The sequence below is a fragment of the Flavobacterium sp. RNTU_13 genome (assembly GCF_046614455.1).
Classification (GTDB): Bacteria; Bacteroidota; Bacteroidia; order Flavobacteriales; family Flavobacteriaceae; genus Flavobacterium.
This window is the reverse complement of sequence record NZ_JBKJHB010000001.1, coordinates 790,917-809,955: the sequence shown is the minus strand read 5'-3', so window position 1 is coordinate 809,955 and position 19,039 is coordinate 790,917. Positions and strand designations below refer to the sequence as shown.

Annotated in this window: 19 protein-coding genes; 9 read left to right on the top strand and 10 right to left on the bottom strand. The window is 42.1% G+C overall.

The window, feature by feature from the left end; all coding sequences use genetic code 11:
• The first annotated feature begins 120 nt into the window (after nt 1-120).
• The 5 genes from mnmG (at nt 121) to ACLI08_RS03600 (ending at nt 6,642) form a co-directional block, all read left to right on the top strand.
• Nucleotides 121-1,992, top strand: a complete 1,872-nt coding sequence (gene mnmG, locus ACLI08_RS03620; protein ID WP_411427092.1) for a tRNA uridine-5-carboxymethylaminomethyl(34) synthesis enzyme MnmG — start codon at nt 121-123, stop codon at nt 1,990-1,992.
• A gap of 11 nt (nt 1,993-2,003) precedes the next feature.
• Nucleotides 2,004-2,519: a hypothetical protein gene (locus ACLI08_RS03615; protein ID WP_411427091.1), complete on the top strand. Its 516-nt coding sequence runs from the start codon at nt 2,004-2,006 to the stop codon at nt 2,517-2,519.
• On the top strand, nt 2,520-3,374 hold the full coding sequence (locus ACLI08_RS03610) for a class I SAM-dependent methyltransferase (RefSeq protein ID WP_411427090.1): 855 nt from the start codon (nt 2,520-2,522) through the stop codon (nt 3,372-3,374).
• Nucleotides 3,375-3,609: 235 nt separating this feature from the next.
• Nucleotides 3,610-4,182: an OmpH family outer membrane protein gene (locus ACLI08_RS03605; RefSeq protein ID WP_411427089.1), complete on the top strand. Its 573-nt coding sequence runs from the start codon at nt 3,610-3,612 to the stop codon at nt 4,180-4,182.
• 186 nt (nt 4,183-4,368) lie between these two features.
• Nucleotides 4,369-6,642, top strand: a complete 2,274-nt coding sequence (locus tag ACLI08_RS03600; protein ID WP_411427088.1) for a helix-turn-helix domain-containing protein — start codon at nt 4,369-4,371, stop codon at nt 6,640-6,642.
• Between the two features lie 71 nt (nt 6,643-6,713).
• Here the strand turns inward: ACLI08_RS03600 and ACLI08_RS03595 are convergent, their stop codons facing one another.
• Both ACLI08_RS03595 and ACLI08_RS03590 read right to left on the bottom strand, forming a co-directional pair.
• Nucleotides 6,714-7,103 (bottom strand): DoxX family protein, encoded by a 390-nt coding sequence (locus ACLI08_RS03595; RefSeq protein WP_411427087.1) that lies wholly within the window; start codon nt 7,101-7,103, stop codon nt 6,714-6,716.
• A 125-nt stretch (nt 7,104-7,228) separates the two neighbouring features.
• Nucleotides 7,229-8,377: an ATP-binding protein gene (locus tag ACLI08_RS03590; protein WP_411427086.1), complete on the bottom strand. Its 1,149-nt coding sequence runs from the start codon at nt 8,375-8,377 to the stop codon at nt 7,229-7,231.
• A 502-nt stretch (nt 8,378-8,879) separates the two neighbouring features.
• On the opposite strand from ACLI08_RS03590, the gene ACLI08_RS03585 reads away from it, so the two are divergent.
• The 4 genes from ACLI08_RS03585 to ACLI08_RS03570 all read left to right on the top strand — a co-directional run bounded on the left by ACLI08_RS03585 (nt 8,880) and on the right by ACLI08_RS03570 (nt 13,387).
• A complete protein-coding gene (locus tag ACLI08_RS03585; RefSeq protein WP_411427085.1) occupies nt 8,880-10,067 on the top strand; it encodes a phosphoglycerate kinase in 1,188 nt (395 codons plus the stop codon).
• Nucleotides 10,068-10,162: 95 nt separating this feature from the next.
• Entirely contained in the window at nt 10,163-11,926 is a 1,764-nt protein-coding gene (locus tag ACLI08_RS03580) for a LysM peptidoglycan-binding domain-containing protein (RefSeq protein ID WP_411427084.1), read from the top strand.
• A gap of 10 nt (nt 11,927-11,936) precedes the next feature.
• On the top strand, nt 11,937-12,941 hold the full coding sequence (locus ACLI08_RS03575; protein WP_411427083.1) for a DUF4837 family protein: 1,005 nt from the start codon (nt 11,937-11,939) through the stop codon (nt 12,939-12,941).
• Complete coding sequence (locus ACLI08_RS03570; RefSeq protein WP_411427082.1) at nt 12,938-13,387, top strand: GNAT family N-acetyltransferase; 450 nt, start codon at nt 12,938-12,940, stop codon at nt 13,385-13,387. Before ACLI08_RS03575 ends, ACLI08_RS03570 begins: the two co-directional genes overlap by 4 nt.
• Nucleotides 13,388-13,940: 553 nt before the next feature.
• On the opposite strand, the gene ACLI08_RS03565 is transcribed toward ACLI08_RS03570, so the two are convergent.
• From ACLI08_RS03565 to ACLI08_RS03530, 8 genes are all read right to left on the bottom strand, one after another.
• Nucleotides 13,941-14,633 (bottom strand): helix-turn-helix transcriptional regulator, encoded by a 693-nt coding sequence (locus tag ACLI08_RS03565; protein WP_411427081.1) that lies wholly within the window; start codon nt 14,631-14,633, stop codon nt 13,941-13,943.
• Nucleotides 14,634-14,786: 153 nt separating this feature from the next.
• Complete coding sequence (locus ACLI08_RS03560) at nt 14,787-15,716, bottom strand: magnesium transporter CorA family protein (protein ID WP_411427080.1); 930 nt, start codon at nt 15,714-15,716, stop codon at nt 14,787-14,789.
• Between the two features lie 199 nt (nt 15,717-15,915).
• A complete protein-coding gene (locus ACLI08_RS03555) occupies nt 15,916-16,101 on the bottom strand; it encodes a hypothetical protein (RefSeq protein WP_411427079.1) in 186 nt (61 codons plus the stop codon).
• A gap of 86 nt (nt 16,102-16,187) precedes the next feature.
• The gene (locus tag ACLI08_RS03550; RefSeq protein ID WP_411427078.1) at nt 16,188-16,730 is read right to left on the bottom strand and encodes a 3-hydroxyanthranilate 3,4-dioxygenase; all 543 of its coding nucleotides are present in this window, start codon (nt 16,728-16,730) and stop codon (nt 16,188-16,190) included.
• Between the two features lie 151 nt (nt 16,731-16,881).
• Nucleotides 16,882-17,364 (bottom strand): methylated-DNA--[protein]-cysteine S-methyltransferase, encoded by a 483-nt coding sequence (locus tag ACLI08_RS03545; RefSeq protein ID WP_411427077.1) that lies wholly within the window; start codon nt 17,362-17,364, stop codon nt 16,882-16,884.
• 31 nt (nt 17,365-17,395) lie between these two features.
• Entirely contained in the window at nt 17,396-17,596 is a 201-nt protein-coding gene (locus tag ACLI08_RS03540; protein WP_411427076.1) for a helix-turn-helix transcriptional regulator, read from the bottom strand.
• The gene (locus tag ACLI08_RS03535; protein ID WP_411427075.1) at nt 17,586-18,071 is read right to left on the bottom strand and encodes a hypothetical protein; all 486 of its coding nucleotides are present in this window, start codon (nt 18,069-18,071) and stop codon (nt 17,586-17,588) included. Before ACLI08_RS03535 ends, ACLI08_RS03540 begins: the two co-directional genes overlap by 11 nt.
• A gap of 140 nt (nt 18,072-18,211) precedes the next feature.
• Nucleotides 18,212-19,033: an OmpA family protein gene (locus ACLI08_RS03530; RefSeq protein WP_411427074.1), complete on the bottom strand. Its 822-nt coding sequence runs from the start codon at nt 19,031-19,033 to the stop codon at nt 18,212-18,214.
• Nucleotides 19,034-19,039 lie beyond the last annotated feature (6 nt).

Below are 19,039 nucleotides of genomic sequence, written 5' to 3'. Positions count from 1 at the left end.
TTAATTGTTCCACGTGGAACTTTTACTCGTGATACTTTGGCATCGTGTTCCACGTGGAACACGAGAAAAAAATAAATTAATTCTGTTCCACGTGGAACAAAACGAATAGAAAGGAATACAATGTTTCAGGAAGAATATGATGTAATTGTGGTGGGTGCGGGGCACGCTGGCAGCGAAGCTGCGGCGGCAGCAGCTAATATGGGCTGCAGTACGCTACTGGTTACAATGAGTTTGCAAAACATAGCGCAGATGTCTTGCAATCCCGCTATGGGTGGTATTGCAAAAGGGCAAATTGTCCGTGAGATTGATGCACTTGGCGGGTATAGCGGTATTGTGACAGACAAGACCGCTATTCAGTTCAAGATGCTGAATAAAAGTAAAGGTCCTGCTATGTGGAGTCCGCGCGCTCAGAGCGACCGTATGCGCTTTGCGGAAGAGTGGAGGCTAATGCTTGAAGGTACCCGTAATCTTGATTTTTACCAGGAAATGGTAAAGGGATTGATTATAGAAAACGGACAGGTTAAGGGTGTAAGAACTTCGCTTGGAATAGAAATTAAAGCCAAAACCGTAGTGCTTACTAATGGTACTTTCCTTAATGGTTTAATCCATATTGGAGAGAAACAGTTTGGCGGTGGCAGGGCAGGAGAGAGTGCTTCGTATGGTATTACCGAAGATTTAGTTGCTGCTGGTTTTACTGCCGGCCGTATGAAGACAGGAACGCCTCCTCGTGTAGATGGGCGTTCTCTTGATTATACTAAAATGGTAGAGCAACCTGGCGATGTTAACCCAGATAAGTTTTCTTACCTGGATATAACAAAGCCGCTAGTAGAACAGCGTTCTTGCTATATGACGTATACTAGTAACGAGGTACACGATTTGCTGCGTGAGGGATTTGACCGTTCGCCTATGTTTAATGGTAGGATAAAAAGCCTAGGCCCGCGTTACTGCCCATCTATAGAAGATAAAATTAATCGTTTTGCAGATAAGGACCGTCATCAGATTTTTGTAGAGCCTGAGGGATGGAATACGGTCGAAGTATACGTAAACGGATTTAGTACCTCCCTTCCGGAGGATGTTCAGTTTAAAGCATTACGTAGTGTAGCCGGTTTTGAGAATGTAAAATTCTTCCGTCCGGGTTATGCTATAGAGTATGATTATTTCCCGCCTACACAGCTTAAGCACACGCTTGAAACAAAGCTGGTAGATGGGTTGTTTTTTGCAGGGCAAATTAACGGTACTACCGGTTACGAGGAAGCCGCTGCACAAGGTTTAATGGCTGGTATAAATGCTGCGCTTAAAGTACAGGAAAAAGAATCGTTAATTCTTAAGCGTAATGAAGCGTACATAGGCGTGCTGATTGACGACCTTATTACAAAAGGTACCGAAGAGCCTTACCGTATGTTTACATCTCGCGCGGAATACCGCACGTTATTACGTCAGGATAACGCCGATTTCAGGCTTACGCCAATCGCACATGCTATAGGTCTTGCTTCTGATGAGCGTTTACGCAGAATGGAGTATAAACAAGAGAAAAGCGAGGCTTTTGTAAATTTCTTTAAAGAAACTAGTGTAACGGTTGCAGAAACTAATCCTATATTAGAGTCTAAAGAATCAGCTCCAATTTCTCAGCCGGATAAGATGTTTAAAGTATTTTCGCGTCCACAAATAGAGCTGGAGGATATTCTTAAGTTTGAGAAAGTGCAGGAGTATATCGTTGAACATAATTTGGATCGTGAAATTGTGGAGCAGGCAGAAATCCAGGTGAAGTACTCAGGGTATATTGAAAAGGAAAAAAATAACGCCGATAAGCTAAACAGGTTGGAGGATGTTAAAATTCCTGATAACTTTGATTACGATAAAATAAAGTCGCTTTCGTATGAGGCGCGCGAAAAAATGAAAAAGATTCGCCCGGTAACCATTTCTCAGGCTTCGCGTATTAGCGGAGTAACTCCGGCGGACGTTTCTGTACTGTTAATTCATATGGGACGCTAAATATGTTTCACGTGGAACGTTTCAATAAAATAAAAACCCTTTTTAATAAAGGGTTTTTGGTGTTTATAGCTGCTACGTTATTTACGTCATGTATACAGCCCAGGCATACCATAGAAATAAACGACTTTGTATTGGTACCGGGAGGAAAAAAAGTATTAGGCAGAGAGCAGGGGCTTACAGCGTTTATATTTGAAAACAACCCCCGTAAAATGCCGTTTGTACAATTCGCGGCAGATAAGTATGGAGTGGGTAGCTATAAAGACGTTAACTACTGGGTAACGTACGAGGGTCACAAGCTTAAAGTATTGCTGTATGATTTAGATGAATTGCAGAAATATTTTGATATGGGCCAGTTTATGGTTACCTCACACACTACCGATGTAAATGTAATAGGCAGCAAAGAGCACTTTATAGGCTTATCTGTAATTAACGAAAGTAATGAAGATTGTCTGGACGATAACTCTCTTTTTAAACAGGTAACCTTAAAATATTTAAAAGAACTTAAAGACGAATACAATAATCTATAAATGGATTTTAAAGACCAAAACGTTTACATTACTGTAAAGGATCATTCTGTTTCGGGCGAAACATTTCAACTTTTGTTAGATGCTGATACCGGACTCTTAAAAACACATCCGCAGCCTGCGTTAGGCGATTTAGGCCGTTATTATGAAAGTGACGATTATATTTCGCATACCGACGGAAAACGATCGTTGTTTGAAAAATTATATCATACCGTTAAGCAAAAAGCATTACGTGATAAAATTAGCCTCGTACAGGGATTTAAGCCCGGTAAAGGCAAGTTGCTTGATATCGGGGCGGGGACAGGTGATTTCCTGGTGGTAGCGCAACAGAACGGGTGGGAAATCACGGGAATAGAGCCTAGTGAAAAAGCCAGAAAAATTGCAAAGGCTAAAGGTGTGCGCCTTGCAGATGCTTTACAGGATATTCCTTCGCATAGTATGGATGTGGTTACCATGTGGCACGTACTGGAGCACGTTCCCGATGTTGAAGCACAGATTACAGAACTGAAGAGGATTGTAAAACCCGATGGTGTACTGGTTATAGCGGTGCCTAATTATAAATCACACGACGCAATATACTATGGTGCGTATTGGGCAGCCTATGATGTTCCAAGGCATCTTTGGCATTTCAGTAAAACGTCCATTAAAAAGTTATTTGGCGGACAGGGAATAGATCTTGTGGAAATTCTTCCGATGAAATTTGACAGTTTTTATGTAAGCCTCTTGTCTGAAAAATATAAAACGGGAAAAATGAAATTTATCGCAGGATTTTGGCGTGGTTTGGTGTCAAACTTAAAAGCTAGCCGTAATTTTGAATATTCGTCGCATATTTACGTGCTAAAGAACGCTAAAAATTAAAATAAAGGCTTTAAATTAACTTTTATACCTTTTAATATACGTTTAGGTTTGTAATTTTTAAAGATGGCTTAAATCGCTTTATTTTAATCCGTTTTTAATTGATTGAGTCTATATGTTTTTAAAATAACGATAAGTAAAACTTATACTAAAGAAAATCTAAAAAAACACCCTATTTTTGGTGTATACTTTGGAATTATTATTTTTACCAAAATTTTTAAACCTCTAATTTCAGGAAATGAAAAAATCACTTGTAATAGTTGGCGCAGTTTTATCTCTTGTTGCTTGTAACAAAGAAGGTGCTGCTCCGGTTAACGGACTAAAGACTGCATACGTTGATACCTCTAAACTTTTTGAAAAATCTGATGAGCTTAAAGCTTGGGAAGACAAAGCAAAAGTTAAGGAAGATGAACTTAAACGCGATATGCAAAAAGACGATCAGCAACTAAGATTAGAAGCTGCTGCACTTGAGGGCGAAGCGAAAGCAAAGGGTATGCAATGGGCACAAATGAAGGCCCAACAATTACAGCAAAGGCAACAGGAACTTACCGGAAAATACCAACAATTACAGGAAAAATTCAGTAAGGAAGAAGGTACTAAGCATGACTCAATTCTTAGCCGTATGCAAAAATTTATTAAGGCATATGGTAAAAAGAAAGGTTATGATTATATTTTCGGTACTGTAGATGCCTCTAACGTAATTTATGCTAAAGACAGCTATGATATTACAAATGAGATAATTAAGGAGGTTAATGCTACCTACAAATCATCTGGAAAAGCTGAAGAAACAACCACTGCAGAGAAAAAGTAGTCGGTTTTTCTAATACATAACAAAGGGGTGCCTGTATATACAGTGCGCCCCTTTTTGTTTGTAAATATTTACTTAGGCGCATTCAATTTCCATAACTTTGCCGGTACAAAACATCTTAAATTTATTTAAGATATTTAGAATATTTTCTTATAAATTTGACTATTTTCGTTTTATAAACCAATCTGCATGCAAAACCGTTCTGCTACAGCCGAGTACGCGCTGCGTTTTATTAACCAAACTAACCGTTGCATCTTTCTTACGGGCAAGGCCGGCACGGGTAAAACCACGCTGCTAAAAGAAATTATACGCACTACTCAGAAAAATGTAGTCGTTGTTGCGCCTACGGGTATTGCGGCCTTAAATGCTGGCGGCGTTACCATACACAGTATGTTTCAGTTACCCTTTGCAGGTTTTTTGCCTACGTACAATCAGGATTTTATTTCAGATAGCGTAAGGTTCGAAAACAAAACGTCTCTAAAGCGGCACTTTACCATGCGCGGCGAAAAGAAAGCGGTTATCCAAAACATGGAACTGCTGGTTATAGACGAAGTAAGTATGCTACGGGCCGATTTACTGGATGCTATAGACTATGCTTTGCGCAGCATACGTCAAAGAAATACTCCGTATGGCGGAGTGCAAGTCCTTTTTATAGGAGATTTACTACAATTACCGCCAGTGGTAAAAAATGAAGAATGGTTTGTATTGCAGCATTTTTACCGTGGTAAATATTTCTTCCACAGTCATGTAGTACAGGAAAACCCGCCGCTGTATATAGAGCTTGATAAAATTTACCGCCAAAGCGATGCGCGTTTTATAGGCGTATTAAACAATTTGCGCAACAACCTGATTACAAACCAGGATCTTGCGGTATTGAATGAGTTCGTAAATCCGGCATTTGATTTAAAAAACAACCCGGGCTACATAACGCTGACTACCCACAACGCCAAGGCGGACACTATGAACGCCCAGGCACTGGAAGACCTGGACGGCAGGGAGTACAGCTACCTGCCTGAGATAGTGGGCGATTTCCCTGAGAAGATTTTCCCCGTAGAACAATTGCTTAAGCTTAAGGTAGGGGCACAGGTAATGTTTATTAAAAACGACCTTTCGCCGGAAAAACGATACTTTAACGGCAAGATAGGCATAGTAAAGTCGCTTACAGACAGCGAAATACTTGTGCGTTTCCCTGATGACAATAAAACCATTGCCGTAGAAAAATACGAATGGGAAAACGTACGCTACACAATAGACGAAAATACCAAAGAGGTAAAAGAAGAAGTGCTTGGTACGTTTGTACACTATCCGTTGCGTTTGGCATGGGCTATTACCGTGCACAAGAGCCAGGGGCTTACATTTGACAAAGCTGTGCTTGATGTAAGCCATGTTTTTATGCCTGGGCAGGCCTATGTGGCTCTTTCGCGTTTACGTTCGTTAGAAGGGCTTATTTTGCTTTCTCCAATGCGTATGAATGGCATAAGCAATGACGAAGACGTAATGCAGTATGCAGAGGGCAGGGCAGAGGAAGATGAGCTTGCGGCTTCGTTACGCAGGGAAACGTTACAGTTTGCCCTGGGATATTTTAAAGACAGTTTTTCCTGGGGGGCACTGGCCAAAAGCTGGCAGCAGCACAAGGTAAGCTACAACCACGAGGGCGAAAAGTCGGTTAAAAAGCCGCATACGCAATGGGCACGCCAGCAGGAAGACCGCATACACAGCCTGCTCGATGCGTCGGCAAAATTCCTGAACCAGTTGGAGCGTATTTTTGCGCAAGAGGAAGTAGATGTGCATTTTGTACAGGAACGCATTACGGCAGCGGTGCATTATTTTTATCCTACTATGGACAGCATTGCTACCAGCCTTTACAGTAAAATGCTGGAGGTAAGAAGGCTCAGGAGAAATAAGGCTTTTTTTGAAGAACTCACCGAACTGGAACAGGCACAGACGAATGCCGTGCTTAGAATGCTAAAAGCGCGCCGCCTTGCCGATGTGCTTGCCGCAGGCGAAAGCATAGACAAGGAAAGCCTAACTACCCCTGAAATAGCGAGTTATAAGGCTGATAAAATTGCTGCTCTTCAGGAAATTATGAAGCAGAACCCAGTTGCGCTCGTAGAGGAAGACGATGATGATTTTGACGACGAGCGTTACCTGCCAAAGAAGAAAAAGACCGAAAAGAAAAAATCCACGCTTGATGAAACGTACGAACTTTGGCAGCAGCGCCTTAGCATAAAAGAAATCGCACAGGTACGCAAACTTACCGAAACTACCGTACAGAGCCATTTTGCGGGCCTTATACAAGCCGGAAAGATAAAACTGACCGATGTATTGCCGGAAGATAAAATAAACGCTTTAGCGACCGTTTTTGAAGGGTATACCGATACCGCCCTGGGGCCACTTAAAGAAAAGGTGGGCGACGCCTTTACCTACGGAGAGCTACGGTTATACCAGGCGAGTATTCAGTAAACTGATTTTAGTATAAAAAATCCCCTGATGCAAAAGCGTATCAGGGGATTATATTTTTTGTGATGTGAGAATTACAGCCAGCTTAGTAGCAATATGGCCGGTACAAAATAAATCACTATGGTGCGGGCACCGTCGTAGTCTTTGGCAAGGCGCTGGCCCAGTAGTAATATCAGTAGCGTAACAGCGCTAAGTATACCGGCATACGCGGCAAACTCAGTGCCTTCGCCCATCCATATTTTTACCATACCTATCACTGAAAATGCCCCTGCAAGTATTTCTAAAACAAGCACTAAGCCCAGTGCCGCCGGTACCGAATTTTTAATTACCGTATTGGCAAAGTGGCTCTTAAGCCAACCTACATTCCCCTGCCAGTCCATTATTTTATCGTAGCCTGATTGTATAAACGTTATGGCAAAAAAAGCCAGGGTAATCAGTACGGCAGTTTGTAAATGTGTTTCCATATTTGTTTGTTGTGTTTGTTATTCGTTAGGGTTCAAAAATAGTAAAACTTTGCTTTGCAGCATATTAAGTTTTATGGTTTGCTAAAAATATTCCTACAAAGCACTTGCAGTAAAGGCATACTGCGCTACTTTCTGTGGATAAGGCGTGTAAGTTTTATAGACAGGTCAGTAAGGATAATTTTGGCATTACCATTGCGCTCTATGTGGTACAGGGCGTCACTCAGTTCCTTAAAAATTTCCACTATGTTAGTGCCGTTTACAAACGGTGCAAATTTTTCCAGCTTAAAGTTATCTACCGTTGGCTCCATGTATACCAGCGGTTTGGCTCCGTAATTGAGCAGCATTGCCTGGCGAAACATATCTATACAATAATTCAGGAATTGCTTTTGTGCTTCGCGGCCTATACCTGCTATTTGCTCGCTCCAGCTAATCAGGTCGTGTATTGCTGCGGCGTTTCCTTTAGCTCTAAAAGCTGCACGTACCCACATGATAAACCATTCTTCAAACGGAAACTCGTCTTCGGTTTTGTGCAGTAAGTGCAGGGCTTTGTTATAGTTACCCTGCGCTTGGTGTGCCAGTTTCATGGCAGCGTTAGGGGAGGTGTTTTCACGTGAAACAAGCGCATCGGCAATTACCTTTTCTGGCAGGGCGTTAAACTGCAGTACCTGGCAGCGGCTCAGTATGGTTTGCAGTATATCGTCCTGGCTTTCGGCTATTAGTATAAAAACGGTTTTTTGTGGCGGTTCTTCCAGCAGTTTCAGGAGTTTATTTGCGGTGGCGGTATTCATTTTATCGGCCATCCAAATAATCATTACTTTATAACCGCCCTCGTAGGCCTTTAACGAAAGCGCCTTCATAATCTCAGTAGCTTCGTCTACGCCTATCTGGCCCTGCTTGTTGGCAATGTCAATTTTCTTATACCAGTCAAAAAGCCCTGCATACGGGGTTTCGGTAATAAACTCGCGCCATTGCTTCAGGAAGTTAGCACTTACCGGGTGGCTTTTCACGTCGCTGTTTGTAGCCACCGGAAACACAAAATGCAAATCAGGGTGGGCAAAATGCTCAAACTTAAGGTTGCACGCCGCGTTACCGCCCTGGTTTTCGCCGCCGGTATTGCTGCACAGTATGTACTGCGCATAGGCTATTGCAAGCGGAAGCGTACCGCTGCCCTCGGGCCCTATAAAGAGCTGCGCGTGGGGTATGCGGCCACTGTCGGCACTGGTAGCAAGGTGGCTTTTTATGTGGTCCTGCCCTAAGATTTGTGAGAAAAGCATGGGGCAAAGATAGGGGAAGTTTACTTAGTTTCTGAGCTTCTTAGTAGCTTAGTTTTTTCTGGCTGAGGCTGTGACTGCTTTCTTCACGCGGGGTCACTGCGAGCGGAGCGGGGCAGTCTTATAACCAACTTGTAGCATAAAATATTGGATTGCTTCGTCGTGCCTCCTCGCAACGACATACGGACGTGATTCTGTTTTTTAGGTTTGTCGATTGTAAATCTCCGCAATTAAACTTCTTACTTAATTTAACAAAAATCTTCTTTATAAACATTTTAGCTTTTATTTTACGCAATCGTTTTCTTTAAAAATACCACTATCAATCTCATTACAAATTATTTCGGTTTCATGTAAAAAAGCCAACTTTAACACTAATATATTTGTTTGTAAATCAGTTTGTTATTAAGATTGCAAAAATGTTTATGAACAATAAATTGGCTAATTATTAACATAAAGGGCTATATTTGCATTTTACCATACAAATACAAAAAACTTTAGACACCTTATGAAAACGCTTGCCGACATCAATTTTAAAGACAAGAAAGCGGTGATCCGCGTAGATTTTAATGTGCCTCTTGATGAGCACTTTAATGTAACCGACGATACCCGCATTGTGGCTGCAAAGCCTACTATAGATAAGATTTTAGAAGACGGCGGAAGCGTTATCCTTATGAGCCACCTGGGCCGCCCGAAAGGCAAAGAGGAAAAATACTCGCTTAAGCACATTGTGGCTAAGGTAAGTGAGGTGCTTGGTAAAGAAGTAAAATTTGCTGAAGACTGCATAGGCGATGTAGCCGAAGCCGCAGCGGCAGATCTTAAACCGGGTGAAGTACTGCTTCTTGAAAACCTACGTTTTTATGCAGAGGAAGAAGCGGGTGATGAGACTTTTGCAGGTAAACTGGCTAAACTGGGCGATGTATATGTAAACGATGCTTTTGGTACCGCTCACCGTGCGCACGCTTCTACAACTATTATTGCTAAGTTTTTCCCTGAGGCTAAAGTATTTGGTTTACTTCTTGCTAAGGAAATAGAAAGCCTGGACAAAGTACTTAAAAACAGCGAAAAGCCTGTAACGGCTATCCTTGGCGGTAGCAAGGTTTCTACTAAAATTACGGTAATTGAGAACATTCTGGATAAAATAGACCACCTGATTGTGGGTGGCGGTATGACGTATACCTTCATTAAAGCTCTTGGCGGAAATGTAGGTAACTCTATTTGCGAGCTTGATAAGCTGGATCTGGCACACGAAATTTTGGCTAAGGCTAAGGAGCACAATGTACAGGTACACATACCTGTAGATGTGGTTGCTGCCGATGATTTTAGCCCTAACGCTAACACGCAGATTGTAAACGTAAACGAAATCCCGGACGGATGGCAGGGCCTTGATGCCGGGCCAAAAACCCTGGAAAACTTTAAAGAGGTTATCCTTGCCAGCAAAACCATCCTTTGGAACGGCCCTATCGGGGTGTTTGAAATGGAGAAATTTGCAAACGGTACCATTACCCTTGGCGAATTTATTGCTGAGGCTACGCAAAAAGGCGCGTTCTCTCTTGTAGGTGGTGGCGACTCTGTGGCTGCAGTAAAACAATTTGGCCTGGAGCCAAAAATGAGCTACGTTTCTACAGGTGGCGGTGCCATGCTGGAAATGCTTGAAGGCCGTACCCTGCCGGGTATAGCTGCTATACTTGAATAAGTTAAAGTATACAATATAAAATTAAAATCTGAGTTATACTCAGAATGGTGCCGCTACGGCGGCATCTGGTAATTTATTATGTGAGGAAGTAAATTATGAGGAAAAAAACAACATTGTCGTTAATGTTTGCGCTGTTTTCGGCGGGCCTTTTTGCCCAGGAAACGGCTCATACGGAGATAACACCAAGACCGGAAATAAAACTATCGTTCCTTGATTCTGTAAAAGCATCGTTTGTACGTAATCATGAAATGGCGTGTATAGACAGCCTTTGGATGGGAGAGCTAGCCAATGAGGACCTGTTTAAAGACATGCAGTTCGACCTTAAAAATATTAACCCGGATGTTGATGTAGAGTACAAACAGCTTAGCACTGAGCTTCTTAAAAGCAGGCTTGCTAAGATGGATGACCGTTCTCCGTTTAACATTGAATACAGCAAGGGATTAGAAAACATTATAAAATCGTACCTGAAAAACCGCCCGAAAAGCTACGAGAGGCTTATGGCGATAAGCGAGTACTATTTCCCGATGTTTGAAGAATATCTTGCTAAGTACAATGTACCGCTGGAGCTTAAATACCTGGCCATTGTAGAAAGTGCACTGAACCCAAGGGCAAAGAGCCCGGTAGGTGCTACAGGGCTGTGGCAGTTTATGTACCCTACGGGTAAGCAGTTTAACCTGGAAGTAAACAGCTATGTAGATGAGCGTTGCGACCCTCTTAAAGCTACCGAGGCTGCCTGCCAGTACCTGCTTAGCCTTTATAATATTTTTGGCGACTGGGATTTGGTATTGGCCTCATACAACGCCGGCCCGGGTAATGTAACTAAAGCCATCCGCCGTAGCGGTGATTATAAAAGCTACTGGAACATACGCCGTAATTTACCGAAGGAAACCCAGGCATACAACCCTGCTTTCCTGGCTACAATGTACATTTATGAACATGCCAAAGAGCATGGTTTACAGGGTAAAAAAGCGCCGCTTACTTACTTTGAAACTGATACGGTAATGGTTAAACGCCAAATGTCGTTTAAACAAATTGCCAGCCTGCTCGATGTTCCTGTAAAGCAACTGCAATTCCTTAACCCGATTTATAAGCTGGATGTAATTCCGTTTAACGCGCAAAAGCCGCATTACCTGAGGTTGCCGAAAGATAAAATTGGTTTATTTGCGTCTAACGAAAGTGCGATTTATGCCTACATAGATCATGAAGCTACAAAGCGTGAAAGGCCATACTGGATAGGCCGCCCGGATAAAGACAGTACTGCAATTGTAAGGAATACCACAAGGCATAAGTCTAAATACCAGAAGAAAACCAATGTTATTACTAAAACCTACATTGTAAAGAGTGGTGATAACCTTGGCGAAATAGCTGAAAAGTATGACGTAAGCATAGCCGACCTAAGAAAGTGGAACCACATTAAAGGCGCTAACATACGATCTGGACAAAAGCTGAAAATACAAAAAACCACGGTTACTAAAGAGCGCATTATTGCAGAGGAACAACCGGAAACTGCAATAGCTGTCGTAGATACTACCAAGCAATCTAAAGGCAAGAGCGTAGGTTCGTCTAAATCTGCTAATAAATCTGATAATCAGCCAGACAACGCTGTAGCTGCTGCCGATTGTGATACTAATACTTCGCCGGTTAAGGAAGACAAGCCTGCTGTAGCAGCATCGGCTCAGCCAAGAAGGCGCGATACTACGTATGAAGAAGCCCGCCTGTATGTGGTACAAAAGGGAGATTCGTTATTTAGTATTGCTAAAAAGCACCCGGGTGTAACGGTGGAGAACCTTAAAACCTGGAACGAAATTAAAGACGAGAGCATACAGCCCGGAATGAAACTGAAAATAGGGGATAACTAGTTTATATTTAATGACCCTTTACATAAAACGTATTACAAAAGTGCAGCAAAGAGTAGCCGTAGCGTTACTTATTTGCTGCACTTTTTTTTCTTGTAAAGACGATAGCCTCAAACGTCAGTCTGAAGGGCAGGTAAATGAGGTAAACATCATTATAAGCGATGTATTGTGGAACGGCAGCGTGGGCGACAGCCTTAGGAAAAAATTTGCATCGCCTGTAGAGGGGCTGGTGCAGGAAGAACCTATCTTTACGCTGAACCAGTACCATGAACAAACCTTTGACGTAGATATTAAGCGCGGGCGCAATGTAATTTTTGTAGAAAAAGGTGCCGGTAAATCACTGGACTATCAGTACAAAAAAGACGCGTACAGCAAGCCCCAAAACATATTTTACATTACCGGTAAAAATACCGCCGAGCTGCAGAAAGCTATACAAATGTATTCGGATGATGTAATACGTACCATCCACCAGAGCGAAATGGCCATTTGCCAAAAACAGAATATAGAAACCGGCCTGCGCGACAGTACTTACATAAAAAATAACTTTGGGCTTAGCCTTAAAATCCCTGTTACGTACCGTACTGCTATTAAAACCCAAAATTTCCTGTGGCTTAAAAAGGAGATACAGGGCGGTAATACCAGCCTGTTGCTTTACCGGGTGCCTGTGGAAACGGTGGAAAAGAACCGCGACCTGGTAAACAACATCGTTCACATGCGCGATTCGGTAGGCGGGTTATACATTCACGGTCGCATAGCCGATACGTATATGATTACAGAGCAGTCTTATGCGCCGTCGTTGTTTATGACCGGTTTTAAAGACCACCATGCCCTGGAAACGAGGGGCAACTGGGAAATGAAAAACGACTTTATGAACGGGCCGTTTATTAATTTCTGCATTCGCGATACCAAAAACAACTGCTACCTGGTTATTGAAGGGTTTATTTACAGCCCATCGTCGCCTAAGCGGGATTTACTTTTAGAACTTGAAGCCATAATACGATCGGCAAAATTTATATGACACTACAATTCGAAATAAAGCGTTTTAACGAACTTTCTACTTCTGAACTATATGAAGCCCTGCAATTACGTGCAAACGTGTTTGTAGTAGAACAAAATTGCGTATATCCGGATATTGATGGTAAAGATGCCAAGGCATTACACGTATTGGGTAAGTTTGACGGCAAAATAGTGGTCTACGCCCGTTTGTTTAATGCCGGATATTATTTCGACAATCCTTCAATAGGCCGTGTGGTTATAGATGCCGATTATCGCGACCGTAAATGGGGCCATGAACTGATGCGTACCGCAATACAGGGCATCTACGATAACTTTGGTAACAAAACCATTACCATATCGGCACAACTGTACCTTAAAAAATTCTACGAAAGCCATGGTTTTGTACAAGATGGCGAGGGATATTTAGAAGATGATATCCCGCATATACGTATGCACAAGACAATTTAAAGTGTTATTTTCTTCGTATCAATGCTACAGTGCAGTTTACCAATGCAACTACCTGAAATAATACAAAAAATAAAAAAGCTATTGGTACTGATGATAGTAGTGGGAATTCATCAGGTATTGCCCAATTTTTGTAATAACGCTGAGGCAGAGAAGAGAATGCCATTATATATATTAAACTAACCACATACAAGAAAAATAAAATACTCCCCCAAACATGTAAATGTGTCGGCCAAACTAATAACTTTTTCTTCAATATAACCGGTAGCAAATATGGTAATCCTATTATAAAATATAGTATTGCCGGAAGTATATAAACGTATTGATGTGCAACTACATAATAAGTGTCATGCACGTTTATATCAAATGTGCTGTCGGGTGAGTTATTGAAAAATAGTAAAATAAGGCATACAATACTCACAGCCCATAAATACAAGTAAGGATTTTTCATAATTGGTTGGTTATAAAAAGACTACAGGCAATTTACATATACTCAGCAGAACGCCAATAGTATTTTGCAAATTGCCTGTAAAATATTTTATTTTAAGTAGTTGCCTTAAAACATAGCATTAATGCGTATGCTGCCTTTAACCAGGGCCAGCGCACGGATAGATTCCATAGGCACGTCTTTAGGCTGGTGTTTTGGGTTTTCGCTTACCAGCTTTATGTGTTCCGGCTCATCGCTGCGGTGAATGTACTTTACGGTAATGTACTCATCACCGCCCATATCAAGGCCAAGAAGGTACATTTCGCCATAAAAAATACTGTTCTTTACATCGTCCAGAATCTTGTACATTACTATATCGCCACTGTTTAGTATGGGGCGCATACTATCGCCGGTTACATAGACTGCGCCGTCGCATTTAGGCAGGTGCGGTACCGATATATAATCCTCGGGCTTCGTTTTACCTGCGCTGCCAAACAGCGGCACTATACCGGCCACGGCTTCCAGGTCGTATAAGGGTATTTTTTGGCTCTCTACGGTAACATCTGTCTTCAGACGAAACGTAGTAACCCCCGAAGGCATTTCACTCTCAGAAAGCAGCATATCACCATTTCCGGTAACCAGCCAGTTAGGGCTTAGTTGCGGATACGTGCTTATAATGCGTTCTATAACGTTACTGCCTATGCTTTTTTCGTCTTTTACGGCCTTGCTAATAGCGCCACGGCTGGCGCCGATGCTGTTTTCAAAAGCGTAGTAGCTTAGCCCTACCGCTTCTATAAATTCGCCTATTCGTTTAGAAATCATACCTGATTTTTTTACAAATGTAAGAAAATAATCTTTTTGGAAGTGTATCAATTTTTTAATGTAACAATTTACCAATTTGCTGGACCGGATATGCGCTCCCATAAATTGTTACATTAAAAAATTGATACACTGTTAAATTTTCAAATTGATATATTAAAAAAGATTTTTCTTTTTAAACAACAACACTCCGGCTACAGACAGTATAAACGAAGCCAGGGCAATGAGCCATAAACCGTATGGTGTGTTTTGCAACTCGTTTGGTACGTTCATGCCATAAAAACTGGCAACGAGCGTAGGGATCATGAGTATGATGGATATAGACGTAAGCCGTTTCATAATCACGTTGAGGTTATTAGAAATCACACTGGCATACGCATCCATAGTACCGGTAAGGATATCGCTGTAAATATTTGTAGTGTCCTGGGCCTGGCGCAGCTCTATTTCCACGTCTTCAATCAGGTCGGCGTCGTAAGTATCGCGGTGTTCCTTAAGGTTGCGCAGGCGGTAAAATAGCATTTCGTTACCCTTAATAGAGGTAATAAAATACACCAGGCATTTTTCTATTTGCAATAGTGCCTGCAAGTCTTCGTTTCGGATGGATTTTTCCAGGTTGTCTTCGGCGTGTTTTATTAGCTGGTTAATTTGCTTAAGGTATTTTTGGAACCAAATGCTGCTGGAAAGCAACAGCCTTAGTACCAAATCAAAATGGTTTACCGGCAGTATACGCTTACGCTGTGAGTACTGAATAAAATCAGGGATGAGCTCATTTTGGCTGAAGCAGATAGATACAAAAATACCTTCTTTAAATACTATACCCATAGGCGCGGTGGTGTAGGGTAGGCGTTCGCTGTTGTGTTTTACCGGTACGCGAAGTATAATCAGGTACCAGCCGTCTTCGTATTCTATACGGGGGCGTTCATCTATATCTTCAATGTCGTTGTAAAATGCCTCCGGAACGTTAAGTTCGTTCAAAAGGTAGTGTTGCTCTGCTTGGGTAGGGTTAACGGCGCTTATCCATAGCGCGTTTGTAGCAGTGGCTGTTACGGCAAGGCCGTGCTGATTTGTGGTGTAAAAAGTTACCATGATAGCGTTTTCCCGTGATTTATGTTCAGGGAAAGCGCATACCGGCTATCCCTGAACGATTAATACTTTCGTATGACTGTCGTCGTCCATAGGTGTGCGAACAAATTTTTTGCAAAGGTAACCAATTACAGTGCCACAATGGCCTGCATTTTTGAATATTAAGGACTTCTTAAGGTTATTATTTTGTGAATTATACAGTTTAAATAGCAAACCGCTCCCGGCATATATGCTTTGTGGTAGTAATTTTTTCGCCTTTGGGGGTTACAGAGTATTCCTTAACGGTTTCGCATTCTGCGTGGTCGTTTGTAAAATGTATAAATATAATACCGCTAACAGTGAGTGCAATAAGGGTACATGCGGTTAATAAAAACGCTTTGGTTTTCATGGTTTTAGTTTTCCCAAAGATAGCTAAAAAAAATCTGCCCGGTTTCTATTAAGATACCGGGCAGATGAGATTCTTTTGGGCAGACATTACTCTTCCTTAGCTACAAAACGCGGGTCGGCAGGGAGTACGTGGCCACAGCTTTTGCAGGTGCGCAACTCTTCCGAATTATAAAAATGCTTAAAGTGGGGCAGGAAGTCTTTTTCTATGTTGTGTAGTTCAAAATACACTTCATAAAGTTTGTGGTTGCAGTTTTCGCAGTGCCAAAGCAATCCATCTGTAAACCCTCGTCCTGCACGGATGCGCTCTATAACCAGGCCGATAGACCCTTCGCTGCGTACGGGGCTGTGCGGCACCTTAGCCGGGTGCAGGTACATATCTCCGGCGTGCAGTTCCATTTCCTTTCGCTGACCGTCGTCCTGAACCACAACTTTTATACTGCCTTCCAGCTGATAAAACAGTTCTTCGGTTTCGTTATAATGATAGTCTTTACGTGCATTAGGCCCTGCAACTACCATAACAATATAGTCGTCAGACAGCGGATATATATTTTTGTTACCCACAGGCGGTTTAAGCAGGTGGCGGTTATCATCTATCCATTTATGCAGGTTAAAGGGCGGTGTAAGTGCCATAGTTTTTTCTGTTAAGAAGTTTGAAATAACAATTGCTAATTTTCAGATGAAAATCGTAGTATAAAATTACGGCTTTGTGTGGTTCAACAGCTGACATTTATCAGTTTTTTATAACTGTTTCATAAATCAGTTTCACGCAAAATAAAGCCGTTTAAAACAGGCTTTGCTGTACAGGCGGGGTTTCGTGCTCCAGCAACCATTTCTTTCGCCACAGCCCGCCTGCGTAGCCCGTAAGCGACCCGTCTGAGCCTATTACCCGGTGGCACGGCACCACAATCCACAAAGGGTTTTTACCGTTAGCCGATGCCACCGCACGTATGGCCTTAACATCGCCCAGTTGTACAGACAGTTCCTGGTACGACGTGGTTTTACCATACGGGATTTTAAGCAGCGCATCCCAAACTCGTTTCTGGAAATCGGTACCTTCTGGGTTTAGCTTAAAACTAAAGGTGTTAAGTTTTCCATCAAAGTAAGCTTTCAGCTGGTTTACAGCTTCCGCTAAAACATAAGGTGTTTTGTCATGGTTTTCTGTTGCATTGCCATCGCCATCGGTAATGCTAATCCGGCTAACGCCGTTTTCATCGCCTTCAATAATGGCAGTTCCCAAAGGTGTTTGTAAAAATGCCTGCTGCATAACTTTAATTTTCACTGCTAAGGTACAATTATTATTCGCCTTCTTCCAGCGTAAAAATATCATTTACACCCACCGAAAACAGCGCCGACAGCTTAAGCGCCAGTACCGTACTGGGTACGTACTTACCGGCCTCCATAGCGTTTATGGTTTGGCGGCTTACGCCTATTTTTTCGGCAAGTTCGGCTTGGGTAAGGTTGTGTATGGCGCGCTGTACTTTTATATTATTCTTCATATTGCGCTGATTTATTAAAACGATACATGCTTACGCGGAATAAGAGGATAAAAATAAACAACTGCGAGAACATAGCTACGTTAAGAATACTTAAAAATGGGGCGTCGTACACCGTAAGATACAGAAACAGCAAAATCAGGTAGTTGCTTACCGTAGCCCTTACCAGACTGTTAAGCCGTATAGAAGCTACCATTTCATCCTCGGTTTTTTCTTTGCTGAAGGCAAATACAAGCCCCGAGATAATGGTAAGGGTAAAGAAAATTTCGTCTGATATGTCATTTGTTACCCACACAAACCATGAGCTTGGGCCAAATAAGAATCCCTTTTTGCCCCTGATTGCAAATACGTCTACAACTATTTCAAACGGTTTGTATTTATCGCCTGCCCATGACAGCGCAAACAATATCATTGATATGCCTAGCATAATGCCGCTTACCCACTTGTAGCGGTACGGAAATAAGTACGTTGTTTTCATAATGATTGAATTTTTGGTTTATTCAAATGTAAAAATATTTTTTCATAAAGTAAAATAAACTTTACATTTTGTAAAACGAATCAATCTATGAAATTATTGTACTATAAAAAAATCCGGGACACAGCCCGGATTTACTTTTGTTATGCTTTGGTTATTACAAGTTCTACACGCCTGTCATACTCAGGCCCTTTGCCTAGTGGCTTTGTATTTCCGTAGCCCTTGTAAGTCATTCGTTTTACGTCGATACCCTTGTTTTTTAGGTAGTTAAATACTGACTTTGCCCTGTTTACGCTTAGCTCCCGCTTCCGGGTGCCACGGTCTATGGCCTCGCGCTGAAAGGTAGGGGTACAGCATATATGCCCCTGAATTTCAAACTCCAGCTTCTTATACTTTTTAAGTATTTTGGCCACTTTGTCCAGCTCCGTGCGCGAACTCATGGTGAGTATACTACTTCCTTTTTCAAATAAAATTTTTTCCAGGTATACACGGTCCCCGGCTATCATTTTTTCCTTAACGGCATTATACATGCCGGGTTCCAGTGCCGGGGGCGGGGCGGGCTTAAAGTTAACCACCACGTCTACACGTCGGTTTTTAGAGCGTGCCTCGCTTTTATTATCCATATCCTCATCGAGCATTATACGCCCTTTGCCTTCTATGGTAATAATGATTTTATTTTTTACCCCCTGAGACATCAGCTTTGTCTTTATGGTATTAGCGCGGTTTTTGCTCAGCTTCATGTTGTAACTGTCTTTACCGCGGTCATCGCAATAGCCAAAAATCTGAATGGTTTCTATACGTGTGGTGTCTATTCCTTTTACAAATGCCACAACGTTAGATCCCTGTTTTTCGTCCAGGTTAAACTTATCAAATTCAAAATACACCGAGTACACAGTTTCTTCCTGTGCTAGCACACGGGTGCCTGAGCCGACAAGCAGCAATAAAAAAAAGAGTTTTTTCAGCATATAAGG

Coding starts and splice junctions, on each gene's coding strand:
- ACLI08_RS03595 (WP_411427087.1), bottom strand. CDS start 7,103: ATGGAAACACATTTACAAACTGCCGTACTGATTACCCTGGCTTTTTTT.
- ACLI08_RS03550 (WP_411427078.1), bottom strand. CDS start 16,730: ATGGCACTTACACCGCCCTTTAACCTGCATAAATGGATAGATGATAAC.
- ACLI08_RS03560 (WP_411427080.1), bottom strand. CDS start 15,716: ATGGTAACTTTTTACACCACAAATCAGCACGGCCTTGCCGTAACAGCC.
- ACLI08_RS03580 (WP_411427084.1), top strand. CDS start 10,163: ATGAGGAAAAAAACAACATTGTCGTTAATGTTTGCGCTGTTTTCGGCG.
- ACLI08_RS03535 (WP_411427075.1), bottom strand. CDS start 18,071: ATGAAAACAACGTACTTATTTCCGTACCGCTACAAGTGGGTAAGCGGC.
- ACLI08_RS03555 (WP_411427079.1), bottom strand. CDS start 16,101: ATGAAAACCAAAGCGTTTTTATTAACCGCATGTACCCTTATTGCACTC.
- ACLI08_RS03600 (WP_411427088.1), top strand. CDS start 4,369: ATGCAAAACCGTTCTGCTACAGCCGAGTACGCGCTGCGTTTTATTAAC.
- ACLI08_RS03590 (WP_411427086.1), bottom strand. CDS start 8,377: ATGCTTTTCTCACAAATCTTAGGGCAGGACCACATAAAAAGCCACCTT.
- ACLI08_RS03530 (WP_411427074.1), bottom strand. CDS start 19,033: ATGCTGAAAAAACTCTTTTTTTTATTGCTGCTTGTCGGCTCAGGCACC.
- ACLI08_RS03610 (WP_411427090.1), top strand. CDS start 2,520: ATGGATTTTAAAGACCAAAACGTTTACATTACTGTAAAGGATCATTCT.
- ACLI08_RS03565 (WP_411427081.1), bottom strand. CDS start 14,633: ATGATTTCTAAACGAATAGGCGAATTTATAGAAGCGGTAGGGCTAAGC.
- ACLI08_RS03570 (WP_411427082.1), top strand. CDS start 12,938: ATGACACTACAATTCGAAATAAAGCGTTTTAACGAACTTTCTACTTCT.
- ACLI08_RS03545 (WP_411427077.1), bottom strand. CDS start 17,364: ATGCAGCAGGCATTTTTACAAACACCTTTGGGAACTGCCATTATTGAA.
- mnmG (WP_411427092.1), top strand. CDS start 121: ATGTTTCAGGAAGAATATGATGTAATTGTGGTGGGTGCGGGGCACGCT.
- ACLI08_RS03540 (WP_411427076.1), bottom strand. CDS start 17,596: ATGAAGAATAATATAAAAGTACAGCGCGCCATACACAACCTTACCCAA.
- ACLI08_RS03575 (WP_411427083.1), top strand. CDS start 11,937: ATGACCCTTTACATAAAACGTATTACAAAAGTGCAGCAAAGAGTAGCC.
- ACLI08_RS03585 (WP_411427085.1), top strand. CDS start 8,880: ATGAAAACGCTTGCCGACATCAATTTTAAAGACAAGAAAGCGGTGATC.
- ACLI08_RS03605 (WP_411427089.1), top strand. CDS start 3,610: ATGAAAAAATCACTTGTAATAGTTGGCGCAGTTTTATCTCTTGTTGCT.